Consider the following 17,643-nt stretch of genomic DNA (forward strand, 5'->3'; position numbering starts at 1 on the left):
CGGATAGGTCGATGGCTGAAACTTGCCGGGCGAAACGACCGTTCACTCCATGCCATCTGCAATGATGGTATTTGCAATGACCTAATCCTTTAGGCCGTCATCCACGAAAGCGGGTGGCGGCTCTTGATTCGCGGCGACGGAAGAGGGGTTGCTGCAGACTACGTCTTCAGAACAGGAAATCATCGGCGTGCAGATGCGCAAGCTTGACGTTCTTCAGCGTGATGCTGTCGCCGTTCAGGCCGTCAATGTAGACGTAGCCGTCCTGCTGCGTCATGTGGTTCTTTACCAGATCCTTGAAATCGGTGATGCTCGAAAGACCGGTCAGGTCGAGAATGTCGTGGCTCGATCCAGTCGCGGCGAAGTCGGTGATCGTGTCCTTGCCGTCACCCTTGGCGAAGACGAACGTGTCGGAACCTGAGCCACCGGTCAGGCTATCGGCGCCGCCATGCCCCCAGATCGTATCGTTGCCGGCGCCGCCGTCGATGGCGTTTTTGCCGCCGTTACCATGGATCTGGTTGGCAAGGGCATTGCCGGTGGCGCTGCTGTTACCGGAGGCGGTCAGCGCCAGGTTTTCAAAATTGTCCCTCAGCGTGTAGCTGGCGCTGGACTTTACCAGATCGGTGCCTTCGCCGGCTTTTTCGACGAGCTTGGTGGACGAGCTGCTGATGACGTAGGTGTCGTTGCCCTTGCCGCCATGGACGCTGCCGGTGACCTTGCCGATGGAGCCGTTGAAAAAGTCGTCGCCGCCGCCGAGACAGACCGAGCCTTTGATCGTGCCGGTATTGATGACCTTCTGAACCCCATTGCCGCCTAGAAAGGCTCTGCCGGTACTTTCGACCAAGCCGGAGTTTTCAAAGGTGGACGTTGCCGTTCCGGTAAAGTCGATTGCAGCAATCCCCGCCTTCGTCGCAGTGATCGTGCCGGTATTGTTCACCGAGACATCCGTCCCGTCGGCAGTCACGCCGCCGGCTGCCTGGATCGTGTTGTTGTTGGTAACGATCGCCTTGTCGGCATCGACGGAGATGCCATAGGCCGAGGATGTGATCGAACCGTTGTTGGTCACCGTGCCGGCGTCGCCGGTCAGCACGACAGCATCCTTCAACGCCGTGATCGTGCCCTTATTGTTGGTGACGATTGCCAACGTGCCCTTGGCAAGAATTGCCGAGCCCTTGGTCGAGGATATCAATCCATCATTGGTAATCTTCGCCTCGGTTCCGGAAGATACAACCGTATTGGCGGTGGATTTCAACGTGCCGTGATTGGTGAGGGTCGCAGAACTGCCTGAAGAGACGAGTGCCCCCGCCTTGCTGGAACTGGTTTCGCCGTTGTTGGTGAAATTGGCCGAGGCGCCGGAAAGGACAACGGTATCGCCTGCAGCTTTGATCGTGCCATTATTGATTACCACTTCCATCTTGCCGCTAGCCTTGATGGCGGTGCCGGCTGAAGATGTGGTGAGGCCGTTGTTGACGATCTGGGTCGACGCGCCGGTGACGAGAAGCGTCGTCAGCTTGGCTTCGATCGTGCCATGATTGGCGAGTTCCAGCCCACCGCTCATGATCTGCATGCCGCCGCCCGATGTGCTGGAAACCTTGCCGGTCTTTGCGACAACAAAAATGCTGTCACTGTCGGCGACGCCGCTCGCCCCGAACTTCACGGCATAGTCGGACGCGGAGATGAGATTGCCATTGATATAGAAATCGCGATCAGTCGCCGTGCCGGTCGCGATAACAGCGGTGCCGGACGTGGAAACGCTGATGTTCTGATTTACGACCAACTCGCTGTTGGTCTTGAGCACCGACACGGGCGTCGTGCGGTCGCTTTTGATTAAGATATTAGTCTTCATCTGCTCATCATGTGCAGTGGTCTTATGGGAAAGTCCCTAGACCATTCTGCGACGGAAGGGGACAAAACCTGCCCGGCCGGCCGCGTCATTCACCGGCCATGGTAAACATATGCTTGCGGCGGGCGAGAAAGACAAGTGCGTCCTGAGCATGGGAGCCTCCCCAGATCTGGGGAGGTTGGGTTTCAGGGCAGCCTGCCGTTCAGTGTGGCATCAATTGAGAAGCTCGAAAAATGTCTTCCGGCGCGGGCTGTACGCGCTGTAGGGGTTAACCTTTCCGGTGGGTGTGATCGAGGCTGTCATCATCAGGTCTATGCCGATGCCGCCCCCCGACGAGGATATTGCCGTCGCGGAAACCAGAAGAACCGGCGGTTTTGCCGGAACCAGTTCCCCCTTGGCCCAGACCTTCTTCAGTTCAGCGGCACTCATCGCCGCGACATTGACGTCGATATCGTCGAGCGTGCCGGTGACCCGGTAGGGACAACGCCGCTTGCCGCAATTGGCGGCAGCCGAGAATTGCCAGAGCGCATAGCTGTCCCAGTTGCCCATCGGGAAAACATTGCGGATGCCCGGCTTGTAGCGCGCATACCAGAGCGGCAGGCGCGAGAGGATCGGATAGAGGCTCCGGTGTTGGGCAATATATGTGGCCGTCGTATGGTTGGTATAGAGCGTCGGATATCGCCCGGTGCGGGTCTTGATATGGCCGGCAAAGATGCTGGCGTCTTCAAGCGACATGAACTTTTCCGCGTCGATCCCTTCCAAGTCGAGAACCATCAGTTCATCATCGCGCGGAGACGCGTAGTCCAGGAAATGATTGGCCTGATCGATCGGGTTGCCAGGGCGTGCGAGGTGATAGGCCCCCCAGAGCAGGCCGTTGGCGCGGGCGAGCATCCGTCGTGTCTGGTAAAGCTCGCGGCTGACCGCGTATTTGCGCCACATGGTCTTGCAGTGGTTGACGGTGTCGCCAGCATGGTCGCCGGTGCAGGTAAAACTTTCCGGCAGGCCGTCGGATGCCTTCGAGATGAAGCCGGCGATGCGCTTGTCCGTCAGCATGGCATCCCAGTCGATGATGTTCATCTCGTAGGCATCGATCACGATCGCGTTTGAAGGTTTCTTCCAGGGCATGACATCGCGCGCGTTGAGAGGCGTCGCCAGCAAGATCGCTGCAAGAGTGAGGCTCAAAAGCCCTGAACCCAGTGTTTTCCGGCGCTTTGTCATGGGAGACAGCGTGCCGGGATGTTGGTTAACAAAGCATAAATTAGAATATCGCGATTTCTGGCTAGGGCGGTTGGCTCTGGTCACGAGCGGAACAAACCGGCCGGGTTGCCCGTTTCAAGTCCATAACGATCAATGGACCTTACGGAGGAAGCCCAGATGGGTATATTTAAAACAAGAATCGTGCCTGCGGCCTTGTCGGCAGTATTTCTGATCGCCTCGGTCGCGCCGTCGCAGGCTCTTACCAATATTCCGATACCGACCAAGGCGGAACGTGTTTCCCATGTCTTGGACGTTCAGTATCGCTATGATCGCGATCGTGACTATCGTCGCGGATACTACAAGAACAGTGGTCGCTACTATTACAACGGCCATCGCGGTTACAATTACTACCGTCCGGGCTACCGCGAATATAACGGCTACTGGTTCCCGCTGGCTGCCTTTGCCACCGGCGCCATCATCGGCGGCGCCATTGCCCAGCCGCAGGCCGTGCCGGCTTATGGTGGTAGTCATGTCCAATGGTGCCAGAACCGGTACCGGTCCTACCGCGCCTATGACGACACGTATCAGCCGAACTCTGGCCCGCGCCGTCGTTGCGCTTCGCCCTACTGATAACAGCAATCTCAGCACGAACTGGGCCGGAACTTTTCCGGCCCATTTTTTATGGCTACAGAATGCCGATCCGCTTCAGGATCATCCAGGCAAGGCCCATCGACATCAGGATGAACGTGCCCGCGACCAGCGTGCCGTGAAGCCCTTGCTCGAAGGGAAGACCGCCGGTGTTCATGCCGAAAAAGCCGGTGACCAGTGTCGGCGGCAGCAGGAAGGCCGTCATCAGCGACAGAATGTAGAGGTGGCGGTTGGTCTCGGAGGAGAGCTTGCTGTCGATTTCCTCATGCAGCAGACGGGCGCGTTCCTGCAGCGCGAAGACGTCACGATCGACGGTTTCGAGCCTATCCGATAGCCGCTCCGCCGCATCCAGGAAGCCCGGCGGCACCTCGTCTTCCTCCGATGTGCCGACGCGCCTTAGCAGGGCAAGCAGCGTGCGCAGGTGCCGGTGCAGCCTCACGGCCGTCCGGCGCAGCGGCGCAAGCCGCGGCTGGCTGTTGTGACCCGCTTCTCCGTAGACATCGTCCTCGATGATATTGAGCTCTTCGGTCAGCTCCAGAACGAGGCTGATCAGGGTGCGCTGGAACTCGACAACCATCATCTCGAAAAGATCGATCGGCCTCGTGCAGCGCGCGTTCTTCTCTACCGTCGCTTTCACCCGGTCGATGCTGCGCAGCGGATGCAGCCGCGTGGTGATGATGAAGCGATCGCTGACGGCGAAATGCAGCCAGCCGATGGTCTTGGTTTCGGCATCGAAAGTTCGCTCAAAATCCACCAATGTTCCATGCACGATGTCGTCGGTGACGGCGATGGCTGCCTGGGTATCGTGGCTGGTGAGTGTCGAGCTGACGTCAGCCGGCAGGTCGAAAATGTTTTCGATCAGCGCTGGTGTGCGGGCATCGCTCAGCGCCAGATGCACCCAGACCCAACCCGCGGCCGTCTGCCTGAGATTTTCCACGGAAGAATCGATGGCGATCCGGTTACAGCGCGTCTCTCCGGGAACGAAGCGATAGGCCCAGACCAGTCCCGGAATTTCGCGTGATAGCAGGTTCATGTGGCTGGATATCCTGGAGTTTGTCAGGGAAAAGTGGGAACGGGTTTCCCGAAAAGACACACGAAAACAAAAGAAATCAGAGGAGGTCTCGTTCAATCTGAACCCTACCTCCTCTAGAGGAAAGCAGAAGACGCTTATGCGCCTTTTATGACATTCTTGTTACAGAACGTTCCGCGCCAAAGGCCCGATCGGCATTCCGGTCGATATTGACGTTTACGTAAAAATCAATAATTTCGGCCCCAAGAAAATCCCGTCAGGAAAATCTCGCCCTGCGACGCCGGGCAAGGTTATCATGGGAAGGCAGGAGGAGACGATCATGTACAAGGCACCCGTCGAAGATATTCTTTTCACGCTGAAGCACGTCGCAGGGCTCGATGCCGCGCTTGCCGATGGCGCATTTGGCGATCTTGGCGAAGATATCGTCGATGCCGTGATGATCGAGGCGGGCCGTTTCGCCAGCGACGAGATCGCGCCGCTTGCTGCCATCGGCGACATCCAGGGCGCCAAGCTGGTGGATGGTGCCGTGAAGACGCCGGACGGCTGGCGTGATCTCTACCGCAACTGGGCGGCCGGCGGCTGGAACAGCCTCACGGCGGCCGAAGAATTCGGCGGGCAGGGGTTGCCGCATATGCTGCACATCGCCGCCATGGAAATGTGGAATGCCGGCGCCATGGCCTTTGCGCTCGGCCCGATGCTGACCATGGGCGCCGTCGATGCACTGGAAAAGCACGGCTCGGACGACCTCAAGGCGATTTATCTCCAAAAGATGATCTCCGGCGAATGGACCGGCACCATGAACTTGACGGAGCCCCATGCCGGCTCCGATCTCGGCGTCTTGAAGAGCCGTGCCGAGCGCCGCGACGACGGCAGCTACCGCATCTTCGGCCAGAAGATCTTCATCACCTGGGGCGAGCACGATTTCACCGACAACATCGTGCATCTGGTTCTCGCCCGTCTGAGCGATGCGCCGGAAGGCACGCGTGGGATATCGCTGTTCCTCGTGCCGAAATTCCTCGTCAATGCCGATGGTTCGCTCGGTGCGCGCAATGACCTCTTCTGCCACGCGCTTGAGCACAAGCTCGGGATCCACGCTTCCCCGACCTGCACGATGATCTACGGCGATGGCCACTTCGGCGCGGAAAAGGGAGCGATCGGTTACCTGATCGGCGAGGAAAACCGTGGCCTCAACTGCATGTTCACGATGATGAACAATGCCCGTCTCGCGGTCGGCGTCCAGGGCGTCGCCATGGCCGATGCTGCGACCCAGAAGGCGATCGCCTTTGCCCGCGAGCGCACCCAAGGCAAGGCGCCGGGCTGGGAGGGTAAGGGCATGAGCCCGATCATCGAGCATCCCGATATCGCCCGCACGCTGCTGACCATGAAGGCGCTGACCCAAGGGGCGAGGGCCATCGCCTACATCTGCGCCTATGCGGTCGATAAGGCGCGCCATCTGGAGGGTGACGAAGTGCGTTTCTGGGCGGATCGCTCCAGCCTGCTCACCCCCATCGCAAAGTCCTTCGGCACCGATGCCGGCGTTGATGTCGCCTCCATGGGCGTACAGGTTCATGGTGGCATGGGCTTCATCGAGGAGACGGGTGCCGCCCGCCTGCTGCGCGACGCCCGCATTGCCCCGATCTACGAAGGCACCAACGGCATTCAGGCCGTCGATCTGGTGACCCGCAAGCTGCCGATCGGCAATGGCGACCACGTTCGCGGCTTCATCGTCGAGCTGGCCAAGATCGCTGGCGTCGTCGCCGCCTCCAATCTTGATGGCTTCGGCAATACAAAGGATCGCCTGAACGCCTCGTTGCGCGATCTCGAAACCGCAACTGTCTGGCTTCTCGAACGCCTCGCTGCCGGTGAAATGGCCGCTGCCCTTGCTGGTGCCACCGCCTATCAGCGCCTGTTCGGTCTGACGCTCACCGGCATCTATCTCGCCAAGGGTGCGCTTGCCGATGCCGGCGATGATCAACAGCCGGCCCGCATCGCGCTCTGCCGTTTCGCGGCCGAAAACCTGATCGGCGAGACCGCCGCCCTGAAACACAGCATCGTCTACGGCGCCGACAGCCTCGCCGCCGCCCGCATCGCGCTTGCCTGAGGAAACACCATGACCGACGACGTGCTCATCGAACGCCCCGAGGCTTATCCGGGTGTCGAAGTCATCCGCTTCAATCGCCCGGCCAAGAAGAATGCCATCACCAGCGCCATGTATCGCAAGATGGCGGACGCCCTCGTGGCGGCTTCCCGCGATCCGGCGTTGCGGGTCGTCGCCTTTCTCGGCACGGAAGGCTGTTTCTCCGCCGGCAACGACATGGCAGATTTCATTTCGGTTGCCATGGGCGGCGCCATGGGGCGTGACGTCATCGACTTCCTGCGCGCGCTCGCCAGCATCGACAAGCCCGTCGTTTCCGGCGTGGACGGTCTGGCGATCGGTGTCGGCACGACGATCCACATGCATTGCGATCTGACAGTCGCGTCTGCGCGTTCTATGTTTCGCACGCCGTTCGTCGATCTGGCGCTGGTGCCGGAGGCCGCATCCAGTCTGCTTGCCCCGCGCGTCATGGGGCATCAGCGAGCCTTTGCGCTCCTGGCAAAGGGCGATGCCTTCTCTGCAGAGGAGGCGCTTTCTGCCGGTCTCATCCGGAAGATCGTTGAACCCGAAGCCGTTGAGACAGAGACCTTGGCGCTCGCGACAAAGCTGGCCGCCAAGCCACCGGCAGCACTCGCCATCGCCCGTCGGCTGTTGCGCGGCGACCGTGCGGATGTGCTCGCCCGCATCGATGAGGAGGCCATCCACTTCGCGGCTCAGTTGAAAAGCGTCGAGGCACGTGCGGCCTTCGAGGCCTTCATGACGCGCCGCTGAGACAGTTTCGGCGACCATCTTGATCGCCGCGCCTTGCCGCGGGGTGCGGCGCGCGCCATATTCCTTTTCGGGTGGAGCATACCGGCCTTGCTGGAGGGCAAGCCTGCCAGGAAGGACATGCCTTGCGATCCCCCTTCAAGTTTTCCTTCTCATCGATGCTGCGCCAGCAGCGCCGCCTCGAAAAGACCGTTCTGAAAGCGGTCAAGGCATCCCGAAAGGCCATTGCGCTCTCCCCGTTTTCCACCCCGGCTCCCGTAAAACCGTCGGTAAGACCCGCGAAGAAAACATCCGGCAAGCTCGAGGAGGTAACAGGCTTCGGCAGCAATCCGGCCCGCCTGCATATGCTGCGCTATGTCCCGCCGCAGCTTCCGCGCAAGGCCCCGCTGGTCGTGGTCCTGCACGGATGCCAGCAGAATGCGCGCGATTACGATCACGGCAGCGGCTGGTCCACACTGGCGCGCGAACGCGGCTTTGCGGTGCTCTATGCGGAGCAGACCCGTGGCAACAACGCCAATCTCTGTTTCAACTGGTTCCGCCCCAGCAACGTCACGCGCGACCGCGGCGAGGTCATGTCGATCCGCCAGATGATCGAGCGGATGGTGACGGCCCACGGCATCGACCGCAAACGCATCTACGTCACCGGCCTTTCCGCTGGCGGCGCGATGACAGCAGCGATGCTCTCGACCTATCCTGAACTTTTCGCCGGCGGCGGCATCATCGCCGGTCTGCCCTACGGTGCGGCGCGCGATGTTCACCGTGCACTTGCCGCGATGAAGAAGGCGCCGGATCGCTCTGCTCGGGAATGGGGAGATCTCGTCCGCACGGCATCACCCCACGCCTTCGCGGGTGGAAAAATGTCCCTGCCATCCGTCTCCGTCTGGCACGGTACCCGAGATCATACAGTAGCGCTCTCCAACGCCGAAGCGCTGCTTCAGCAATGGCTCGACCTGCATGGACTTGATCCCGCCCGTTTCATCGAAGGTCAGGTGGAAGGCCATACGAAGCGGAGCTGGAAGGATGCCTCCGGGCGTGTTGCGGTGGAGTTTCATCTGATCGAAGGCATGGGCCACGGTACCCCGCTCAAGCCGCGCGCGGCCTCCCGCAGCCGGGCCGATACGCCCGGTCCCTTCATGCTGGATGCCGGAATTTCCTCCACCACGCGCCTGGCCGATAGCTGGGGACTGAAAAAGCAGACCCTGCTTGCGCGATAAAGGCCCGGGCGCGGTGTTACCGACGAATCAGGGACATTAAATTTAACGGGCTCTTAAGTACGTCATCCTATTCTGCGGCCCATCAAGCATAGTGATGCTGCCGTCCGCATGATGCTGGCGTTTCCGCCCTTCGGGCATGTTCCCTTGAGATCATTCGCATGTCGCTCAGCCCCGCGGCACGCGCATTTGCGCGCTTCAGGCTCCGAGCCCGCTCGCCGTAACGTATAAGGAAGGCCCGCCTTGCTCCGCACCTCCAATCTCATGACGCGCATTCTGCTCGCAGCGTCCTTCGTCGTCGTCGCCGCTCTTGCCGGCTTTTCCATGTATATCGATAGCTTGCAGCGGGCCGCCACGACACGCGCCGTCGAGGAAAACATCTCCTCCTCCGGCAAGCAGGCTGCCCAAAGCGTCGCCAACTGGCTGAACGGCCGTGTCACGCTGACCGAAATGGCAGCCAACGCTGCCGGCAATGCGGCAGATCATGATGGGCTTCTGGGCGCCCTGAAAAATGACGTTCTCGTCAAGGAATTCATGACCACCTATGTCGGCGAAGAGACCGGAACCTTCACCATGTGGCCGGATTCGCCGATGCCGGAAGGCTACGATCCGCGCCAGCGCCCCTGGTATCAGGATGCCGTCAAGGCGAACGCCAGCGTGCTGACCGAGCCCTATATCGACGCCTCCACCAACGACCTGATCATCAGCGCGGCTTCGCCGGTCAAACATGACGGCAAGTTGACTGGCGTTGCCGGCAGCGACTTCTCGCTGAAGACGCTCGTCGACATGATCAAGGGTGTCGACGTCGGTGGCGAGGGCTTTGCCTTCCTCGCCAACAAGTCCGGCCAGATCCTCGTTCATCCGGATGCCAAGCTGGTCACCAAGACCCTTGCCGATGCCTTCCCGGTCAATACCCCATCGATCGGCTCCTCGATCATGGAAACCGAGCTTGACGGCAAGCCGATGCTCGTCAGCTTCGTTCCGGTCGCAGGCCTGCCCACGGTCGAGTGGTATGTCGGTTTCGCCGTCGATGCCGATGTCGCCTATGCCGCGATCAACCAGTTCCGTATTGCCGCAACCATCGCCACCATTCTTTCGGTCGGCGTGATGATCGCCTTCCTCGCCTCGTTGCTCAGCCGCCTCGTCATCCGTCCGGTCACCGACATGACCGGCGCCATGCAGAAGCTGGCGGCCGGTGATCTCGCGGCCGAAATTCCCGGCCAGGCGCGCCGCGACCAGATCGGATCCATGGCTGCAGCGGTCGCCGTGTTCCGTGATAACGCCATCGAACGTCTGCGTCTCGAAAACGAAGCCGATGCCGGCCGCTCGCTGTCTGAAAAGGAGCGTCGCGAACGCGAAGCCCAGAAGGCGCGCGAAACCGCCGATATCCAGCATGCCGTCGATGCCCTGGCGACCGGTCTCGGCCGTCTGTCTGACGGTGACCTCGGCTACCGCATCGACGCTCCGTTCGTTGCTCACCTCGACCGTCTGCGTGCCGACTTCAACAACTCCGTCGCCAAGCTGCACAATGCCATGGCAACGGTGGGCGAGAATGCCCGCGCCATCGACGCCGGCGCCCATGAAATCCGCCACGCGGCAGACGATCTCGCCCGTCGCACAGAACAGCAGGCTGCCTCCGTTGAGGAGACTGCCGCAGCGCTTGAAGAGATCACTACGACCGTCAAGGACTCGGCACACCGCGCCGAAGAAGTTGGCGCGCTGGTCGCTCGCACCCGCGCCGGCGCCGAGAAGTCCGGCACGGTTGTCCGCGATGCCGTCAACGCGATGCACGGCATCGAGAAGTCGTCCGGTGAAATCTCCAACATCATCGGCGTCATCGACGACATCGCCTTCCAGACCAACCTCTTGGCGCTGAATGCCGGCGTCGAGGCAGCGCGCGCAGGTGATGCCGGCAAGGGCTTTGCCGTTGTCGCCCAGGAAGTTCGCGAACTGGCCCAGCGCTCGGCCAATGCAGCCAAGGAGATCAAGACCTTGATCAATACGTCCGGCGAACAGGTCCGCGCCGGTGTCACGCTCGTCGGCGAAACCGGCAAGTCGCTGGAGGCCATCGTCGCCGAGGTGCAGGAAATCAACACCCACATCAGCGCGATCGTCACCGCCACCCGCGAGCAATCGACGGGCCTGCAGGAGATCAACACGGCCGTCAACACCATGGACCAGGGCACCCAGCAGAACGCCGCCATGGTCGAGGAACAGACAGCCGCCAGCCACGGTCTGGCCCAGGAAGCCGCAGCCCTCAACGCGCTGCTCGCCCAGTTCAAGCTGGCTGACAGCGGTCAGCCACGCCAGCAGGGGTATACTCGCCGCGCTGCTTGATAAAACCAGTCGCTCAGGAAATGAGAAAGGCCCGCTCGTCGGGCCTTTTTCTATGCAGCGGTTGTTGCCTTTCGCAAAATCCTCGCGACAAAATCGCTCTTCCCGCCAGTGTAGAAATTCCAGTCGCCACCCGCGTCTGCTGACAGTCGCCGCTTCAACGCCGCATATTCTGCTGCGTCATCGGGATGACCGCGCAGCCAATCCCGAAACAGAATGCGATTGATATGGGCGACATTGTCCGGCCCGCAGAGATAAAGCCGTATCCCATAGGACCCGCGCCCCGCGGTGAAGGTCCACTTGCCCTGATCATATGGGTCGCCATGGAAGGTGAATTCGCCGAACGTCTTCACGCGCTCGACGGCCTCTCCTAGAACGGCGTCGTGTCGGACAACGGCATCAATATCGATCTTGGGCTTGGCGCAGAGACCGGGGATCGATGTGCTGCCGATATGGTGAATATCGTCGACGAGATGGCCGATCAGCCCGTTGAGGCGTTGACGCTCCCGTTCGAACAGAAGCGGCCATTCCGGGTCGTAATCGACAACCTTTCTCACGCTCATCCAACGGCTCCGATGCCGTCCGGGTGCAGACTGCTCGATTCGCACGAAAAGCGGAACGGCCAATCACTTCTCCAGCGTCGCCACCACTTCCACATGGCTCGACCACAAAAACTGATCGATCGGCGTAACGGACGTGAGCCGGTAGCCGGCATCGACCAGAATGCGCAGGTCGCGCACCAGCGTCTGCGGATTGCACGAGACCGCGACGATCTTCTTGACGCCGGAGCGGGCGATTTCCTTGACCTGCACTTCCGCACCGGCGCGCGGCGGATCGAAGACGATGGCGTCATAGACCTTGAGTTCCGAGGTCATCAGCGGGCGGCGGAAGAGGTCGCGTTTCTCGATCGTGACCGGCTTCAGCCCCTGCGTGTTGCGGGCGGCGTTGTCGAGGGCCTTCAGTGCCTTATCGTCGCCTTCGACAGCGTGGACACGGCCGATCCGGGCAAGCCTCATCGAAAATGTGCCTGAGCCGGAAAACAGGTCTACAATCCGTTTCGCCTTGCCGACATGGCGGACGACAAGATCCGCCATCACGTCCTCAGCGGTTTTGGTCGCCTGGGTGAAACCGCCCGGAGGAGGCGAGACCTGCACGCCGCCGAAATCGATCAGCGGCTTGATCGGCTCGACAAGGATTTCGCCATTGACGGAAACCCGCGCCACGCCGCGCACCGAAAGCACGGTCTCGACCGTCTTGCGCCGCTGCTTGTCGTCCAGTTTCTTGATGCCGTCTGCGGCCAGATCGAGGCCGGTCAGCGTTTCCAGCACAGTGAGGCGGAAAGGCTCGGCATTGGCGGCCAGCGCTTCTGCCACCGTCCGGATGGTTGCAAGCTGCGACACGATGCCGGGGCTTGCGATGGGACATTCCGATATGGAAACGATGTGATGGCTTTCCGGCGTGTTGAAGCCGAGAAGCAATTCCTTCTCCGTGCGCCGGGCCGTGAACACGACGCGACGACGCTCGCCCGGCCGGGCGATGACGAGCGGTGCAACCTCGACTGAAAGTGCCTTGGACTTCAGCGCATCAATGACGATCTGGCGCTTGAAATCGTGATAGAGCGTATCACTGGCATGCTGCAGCGAACAACCACCACAGGTGCCGTTCTCGCCTTCCGGACCAAAATGCCGGCACTTCGGCTCGACCCGCTCGGGCGAAATCTCGCTCATCGACATGACCGTGCCGTTGTTCTTGTTCACGGCGAGCGCTGCCGTTTCACCGGGCAGCGTGAAGGGCACGTAAACGGGGCCAAAAGGCCCGCGGGCAATCCCGTCGCCGGAAAGGCCGAGCTTTTCGATGGTCAGGGTTTCCGAGCTCATTCCTCGTTGTCCCCGTCATCCTCAAGGTCATCTTCCAGCGGCTTGTGGCCGGCCAGCAGATATTCCTCGTTGCCGTCACCGCCGGCAATCGGCGAGGGGATGAGACCGAGGCTTTCCCAGCCCATGTCCTCGACGAGCCAGCGCTCAAGCTCGGCTGCAACGGCAGGCGCCGTCGTCGGGTCCTTCAGAAGCCCGGCCTTGCTGATCGCCTCGCGTCCGGCTTCGAATTGCGGTTTGACCAGCAGCACGCAATGCGCGCCGGGCTGCGCCAGATCGAGTGCCGGCGGCAGCGCCAGCTTCAGCGAGATGAAGGAAACATCCGAGACGACGAAGGTGATTTCGCGGCCCTCGAGAGTGTCTTCGTCGAGCACGCGGGCATTCAAACCCTCGATATTGGTAACGCGCTCGTCGGCCTCCAGGCGCGGATGGAACTGGCCGTGGCCGACATCGATGGCGATCACATGGGCTGCATCATTGTGCAGCAGGATTTCGGTAAAGCCGCCGGTGGAGGCTCCGATATCGAGGCACTCGCATCCCTCAGGCGAAAGGCCGAAATGTTCGAGACCGGCCTTCAGCTTCAGGGCAGCGCGCGAGACATAGGCCTGCACCGGATCATCAATCGCGATCACGGAATCTTCGGAGACATTGGCGCTCGCCTTGGTGACGACCTTGCCATCGACCGTGACGGTGCCGCGCTGGATGGCGTCGCGGGCGCGCGAACGGCTGGCGACGAGGCCGCGATTGAGCAGCAGCTGATCGAGACGAATGGGGTTTTTCAGGGTGTAGGACATCGCTCCTCATGACCTGTCAGCCCCGGGATGGCAAGGGTTTTGCCGATTTCCGGCAAAAAATTGGACCTTCTAACACTTCAGTCTGCCGATTGGTTTATAGCGAACGTCCGAAAAGCCCCCGAATAGTCGGGACTTTATCACGCAGGCTGTCGTCCTCAGCCAGCAACGCCTGAACTGATCGTCTGCTTCTGGCCCAGCGTTTTAAAGACTGTCGAAACGATGCCGGCGCGGTCGAGACCTGCCTTGGCATACATGACCTCGGGCTTGGCCTGTTCCATCCAGATATCAGGCAGCACCATCGGGCGCACCTTCAGGCCACTGTCCAGCAGGCCTTCATGGGCAAGGAACTGCAGCACATGGCTACCGAACCCGCCAACCGAGCCTTCCTCGATGGTGATCAGCACTTCGTGGTGACGTGCAAGCTGACGGATCAGGTCATGATCGAGCGGCTTGGCGAAGCGCGCATCGGCAACCGTGGTCGAAAGGCCAGCAGCATCGAGATCTTCGGCAGCTGCAAGACATTCAGCAAGGCGCGTGCCGAAGGAAAGCAGAGCCACCTTCGTGCCCTGTTTCATCACCCGGCCCTTGCCGATTTCGAGAATCTGGCCACGCTCCGGCATCTCCACGCCGACGCCTTCGCCGCGTGGGTAACGGAATGAAATCGGACCTTCGTCATAGGCTGCGGCCGTGCGCACCATATGCTTCAGTTCCGCTTCGTCGGCCGCCGCCATGACGACGAAGCCGGGAAGGGCGGCGAGATAGGTGGTATCGAACGAGCCTGCATGGGTCGGCCCGTCCGCCCCGACGAGACCTGCGCGATCGATCGGGAAGCGCACGGGCAAGCCCTGGATCGCCACGTCATGGACGACCTGGTCGTAGCCTCGTTGCAGGAAGGTCGAGTAGAGCGCCGCGAACGGCTTGTAGCCTTCGGACGCGAGGCCGGCGGCAAAGGTGACGGCATGCTGCTCCGCGATGCCGACATCGAAGGTGCGGCTCGGATGCGCCAATGAAAACTTGTCGAGGCCGGTGCCCGACGGCATGGCAGCGGTGATGGCGACGATCTTATCGTCGAAATCCGCTTCCTGCGTCAGCGCCTCGGCAAAGACGGAGGTATAGGCAGGCGCATTCGGCTTGGCCTTGGCCTGCGCGCCGGTGATGATATCGAAGGTGTTGACGCCGTGATACTTGTCGGCGGCGGCCTCCGCCGGCGGATAACCCTTGCCCTTCTGGGTTACGACATGGATCAGCACCGGACCCTTGGAATTGTCGCGGACATTGCGAAGGACCGGCAGCAGGTGATCGAAGGAGTGACCGTCGATCGGCCCGATGTGATAGAAACCCATCTCCTCGAACAGCGTGCCGCCGGTGACGTAACCGCGGGCATGCTCGACGGCGCGGGTGATAGCGCGATCGACTTTCTTGCCGAGATAGGCGGTCAGCTTCTTGCCGAGATCGCGGAAGCCCATATAGGTGCGCCCCGAGGCAAGGCGCGCCAGATAGGCGCTCATCGCGCCGGTCGGCGGAGCAATCGACATATCGTTGTCGTTGAGGATGACGATCAGGCGCGCATCGAGCGCGCCGGCATTGTTCAGCGCCTCATAGGCCATGCCAGCCGACAGCGCGCCATCGCCGATCACGGCAATGACGTTGCGCGGTTCGCCTGAAAGCTGCGAGGCAACGGCCATGCCGAGGCCGGCGGAAATCGAGGTTGAGGAGTGCGCGGCCCCAAACGGGTCGTATTTGCTCTCGGCCCGGCGGGTGAAGCCGGAAAGGCCGTTTTCCTGGCGCAGTGTGCGAATGCGGTCGCGCCGGCCGGTCAGGATCTTGTGCGGATAGCACTGGTGGCCAACGTCGAAGATCAGTCGGTCATGGGGCGTGTTGAACACCTTGTGGATGGCAATCGTCAGCTCGACGACACCGAGACCGGCACCAAGATGTCCGCCGGTGCGCGACACGGCATCGATCATTTCCGCGCGCAGTTCGGTCGCCAGCTGGGGCAGATCCCTGTCGTCGATCTTCTTCAGGTCGTCAGGGTAAGTCACCTGGTCGAGAAGGGGAGTCGCCGGCGTGGGCTGGGCTGGCAATTGTGTCACGCTGAATGCCTCGTTCTCGCGCCGCGCCGATGCGCCGCGATTCTGGAAGAGTGGGTGTCCGCAAATGTGGGTCTTTAAACAGAAACCACAAGGATTGCAAAAGCAGGTTTTTCTGCGACACGAACGGACAGTTTAGCGAATATTACCGTTCCGGCAAAGGGATAAACTCCTCCTTGTCCCCCGGTACGATATCGAAACGGCCGGTTCTCCACTCTTCCTTGGCCTGTTCGATGCGCTCCTTCGAGGACGAGACGAAGTTCCACCAGATAAAGCGCTGCGAGCCCATCGGCGCCCCGCCGAAGAGCATGACATGACAGCCCATCGGTCCGCCCGTTATGGTGATCGGAACACCCGGACGGAACACGAGCAGCTGATTGTCGGCAAAATGATCTCCGGCAATCACGGCCTCGCCGGAGAGGATATAGAGCGCACGCTCTTCCCATTCGGCCGCGAACGGCGCGCTCCTGCCGGCTTCGATCTTCAGGTCGATATAGATCGTGTCTGAAAACACCTTGACCGGGGAGGTCATGCCCTCGAAGGCGCCAATGACGACGCGACCGTCGAGCCCATCCTGCCGGAACGTCGGCATGTCGCGCTTTTCGGTATGGGCGAAGATCGGGTCGATCTCCTCGTACTGGTCGGGCAGCGCCAGCCATGTCTGCAGGCCGGAAATCGAATGATCCCTGCCGCGCAGGTTTTCCGGCGAGCGCTCCGAATGCACGATGCCGCGCCCGGCGGTCATCAGGTTGAGGTCACCCGGCGCGATGACCATCTCGGTGCCGAGACTGTCGCGATGCTTGATCTCGCCGTCGAAGAGATAGGTGACGGTCGAAAGCCCGATATGCGGATGCGGCCGCACATCCATCGCCTGTCCGGCTTTGAGCAAAGCCGGTCCCATCCGGTCGAAGAACACGAAAGGCCCGACAAGCCGCCGTTTGGCTGTCGGCAGCGCCCGGCGCACCTGGAAATTGCCAAGGTCCGTGGTGCGCGGAATGACCAGGAGTTCGATCGCATCACAAGCCGGCGCATCGCCAGCCTCGGGATCAATTCCGGGAAAGAAGGACATTGGCGGTTTCTCCTCTGAGCGGCTATAGCGCGAAATCGTCGTCGGGAAGCTTTGCAACGGTATCTTCGATATCCGCGAGCAGCATGGGCAACTGCTCGGAAACGATCGTCCAGATTATCGCGGCATCAATATCCTCATACATATGGCGGAGAATATTGCCGATACTGCGTATCTGTTGCCATGGATGATCGGGCAGCAAGGTTTCAGCGTCGGGTCCGAGTTTTGTCGCAGCTTCAGAAATACGCAACAGGCAGCGCTCTGTCGCGTCGCGCACGAGCGCGCTTTTTTCAAAGGCGCTGAAATCCATGCCGGCGGTATAGCCGAGAATACGCCCCGCATTTTCGGCGATGTCCTGCAGGCGGGTTTTCGGTCGCTTAGAAGGCAACGACCTGATCCCGCTTGATGTTGTGCCGGAGTTCTTCCTTCCGGATCGGTTCGGAAACAATGTCGACCTGGCGGCCTGTCAGGGCCTCGATCATGCTCTTCACGTCGCTGAGGGCGCCGAAATATCCGAACCCAGAACTTGCCACCGGAGCGGAAAGCTTGACTAGAACATCAATGTCGGAATGAAGCGACGCAGTGTCGCGGGCTATGGAACCAAAAAGCGAAATATGCTCGGCACCGGCGGCTTCCAAATCCGTTCGGTGCGCAAGCAGCTTGGCAATGATCTCATCCCGTGTCATGACCTCACAC

The 17,643-nt window shown here is 61.0% G+C and carries 15 protein-coding genes; 5 read left to right on the plus strand and 10 right to left on the minus strand.

All coding sequences use genetic code 11. The features are described from left to right. Positions 1 to 166: 166 nt before the first annotated feature. Both QO002_RS07575 and QO002_RS07580 read right to left on the minus strand, forming a co-directional pair. Positions 167 to 1,843: a hypothetical protein gene (locus QO002_RS07575; protein WP_307228266.1), complete on the minus strand. Its 1,677-nt coding sequence runs from the start codon at positions 1,841 to 1,843 to the stop codon at positions 167 to 169. Positions 1,844 to 2,053: 210 nt separating this feature from the next. Beyond that, a complete protein-coding gene (locus QO002_RS07580; RefSeq protein ID WP_307233223.1) occupies positions 2,054 to 2,965 on the minus strand; it encodes a glycoside hydrolase family 25 protein in 912 nt (303 codons plus the stop codon). Between the two features lie 249 nt (positions 2,966 to 3,214). Between QO002_RS07580 and QO002_RS07585 the strand changes: the two genes are divergently transcribed. Then, positions 3,215 to 3,667 (plus strand): BA14K family protein, encoded by a 453-nt coding sequence (locus QO002_RS07585; RefSeq protein ID WP_307228269.1) that lies wholly within the window; start codon positions 3,215 to 3,217, stop codon positions 3,665 to 3,667. A 55-nt stretch (positions 3,668 to 3,722) separates the two neighbouring features. Here the strand turns inward: QO002_RS07585 and QO002_RS07590 are convergent, their stop codons facing one another. Then, the gene (locus tag QO002_RS07590; RefSeq protein WP_307228271.1) at positions 3,723 to 4,718 is read right to left on the minus strand and encodes a transporter; all 996 of its coding nucleotides are present in this window, start codon (positions 4,716 to 4,718) and stop codon (positions 3,723 to 3,725) included. Positions 4,719 to 5,034: 316 nt separating this feature from the next. On the opposite strand from QO002_RS07590, the gene QO002_RS07595 reads away from it, so the two are divergent. The 4 genes from QO002_RS07595 to mcpU all read left to right on the plus strand — a co-directional run bounded on the left by QO002_RS07595 (position 5,035) and on the right by mcpU (position 11,126). After that, positions 5,035 to 6,816, plus strand: a complete 1,782-nt coding sequence (locus QO002_RS07595; RefSeq protein ID WP_307228273.1) for an acyl-CoA dehydrogenase — start codon at positions 5,035 to 5,037, stop codon at positions 6,814 to 6,816. 9 nt (positions 6,817 to 6,825) lie between these two features. Beyond that, positions 6,826 to 7,581: a crotonase/enoyl-CoA hydratase family protein gene (locus QO002_RS07600; protein WP_307228276.1), complete on the plus strand. Its 756-nt coding sequence runs from the start codon at positions 6,826 to 6,828 to the stop codon at positions 7,579 to 7,581. A gap of 122 nt (positions 7,582 to 7,703) precedes the next feature. Then, the gene (locus QO002_RS07605) at positions 7,704 to 8,792 is read left to right on the plus strand and encodes an extracellular catalytic domain type 1 short-chain-length polyhydroxyalkanoate depolymerase (protein ID WP_307228278.1); all 1,089 of its coding nucleotides are present in this window, start codon (positions 7,704 to 7,706) and stop codon (positions 8,790 to 8,792) included. Between the two features lie 240 nt (positions 8,793 to 9,032). Then, the gene (gene mcpU, locus QO002_RS07610) at positions 9,033 to 11,126 is read left to right on the plus strand and encodes a methyl-accepting chemotaxis protein McpU (protein ID WP_442417762.1); all 2,094 of its coding nucleotides are present in this window, start codon (positions 9,033 to 9,035) and stop codon (positions 11,124 to 11,126) included. A gap of 50 nt (positions 11,127 to 11,176) precedes the next feature. Here the strand turns inward: mcpU and QO002_RS07615 are convergent, their stop codons facing one another. From QO002_RS07615 to QO002_RS07645, 7 genes are all read right to left on the minus strand, one after another. After that, a complete protein-coding gene (locus QO002_RS07615) occupies positions 11,177 to 11,686 on the minus strand; it encodes a GrpB family protein (protein ID WP_307228280.1) in 510 nt (169 codons plus the stop codon). A gap of 63 nt (positions 11,687 to 11,749) precedes the next feature. Continuing rightward, positions 11,750 to 13,000 (minus strand): class I SAM-dependent RNA methyltransferase, encoded by a 1,251-nt coding sequence (locus QO002_RS07620; RefSeq protein WP_307228282.1) that lies wholly within the window; start codon positions 12,998 to 13,000, stop codon positions 11,750 to 11,752. Then, positions 12,997 to 13,791, minus strand: a complete 795-nt coding sequence (locus QO002_RS07625; RefSeq protein WP_307228283.1) for a TlyA family RNA methyltransferase — start codon at positions 13,789 to 13,791, stop codon at positions 12,997 to 12,999. The genes QO002_RS07620 and QO002_RS07625 overlap by 4 nt, the downstream gene beginning before the upstream one ends. 155 nt (positions 13,792 to 13,946) lie before the next feature. Further along, entirely contained in the window at positions 13,947 to 15,884 is a 1,938-nt protein-coding gene (dxs, locus tag QO002_RS07630; protein WP_307228285.1) for a 1-deoxy-D-xylulose-5-phosphate synthase, read from the minus strand. 142 nt (positions 15,885 to 16,026) lie between these two features. Further along, on the minus strand, positions 16,027 to 16,950 hold the full coding sequence (locus QO002_RS07635; RefSeq protein ID WP_307228287.1) for a pirin family protein: 924 nt from the start codon (positions 16,948 to 16,950) through the stop codon (positions 16,027 to 16,029). A 22-nt stretch (positions 16,951 to 16,972) separates the two neighbouring features. After that, entirely contained in the window at positions 16,973 to 17,335 is a 363-nt protein-coding gene (locus QO002_RS07640; RefSeq protein ID WP_307228289.1) for a HepT-like ribonuclease domain-containing protein, read from the minus strand. Next, positions 17,325 to 17,633 (minus strand): nucleotidyltransferase family protein, encoded by a 309-nt coding sequence (locus tag QO002_RS07645; protein ID WP_307228291.1) that lies wholly within the window; start codon positions 17,631 to 17,633, stop codon positions 17,325 to 17,327. Before QO002_RS07645 ends, QO002_RS07640 begins: the two co-directional genes overlap by 11 nt. Positions 17,634 to 17,643 lie beyond the last annotated feature (10 nt).

It is taken from the genome of Pararhizobium capsulatum DSM 1112, assembly GCF_030814475.1.
Taxonomy (GTDB): Bacteria; Pseudomonadota; Alphaproteobacteria; order Rhizobiales; family Rhizobiaceae; genus Pararhizobium; species Pararhizobium capsulatum.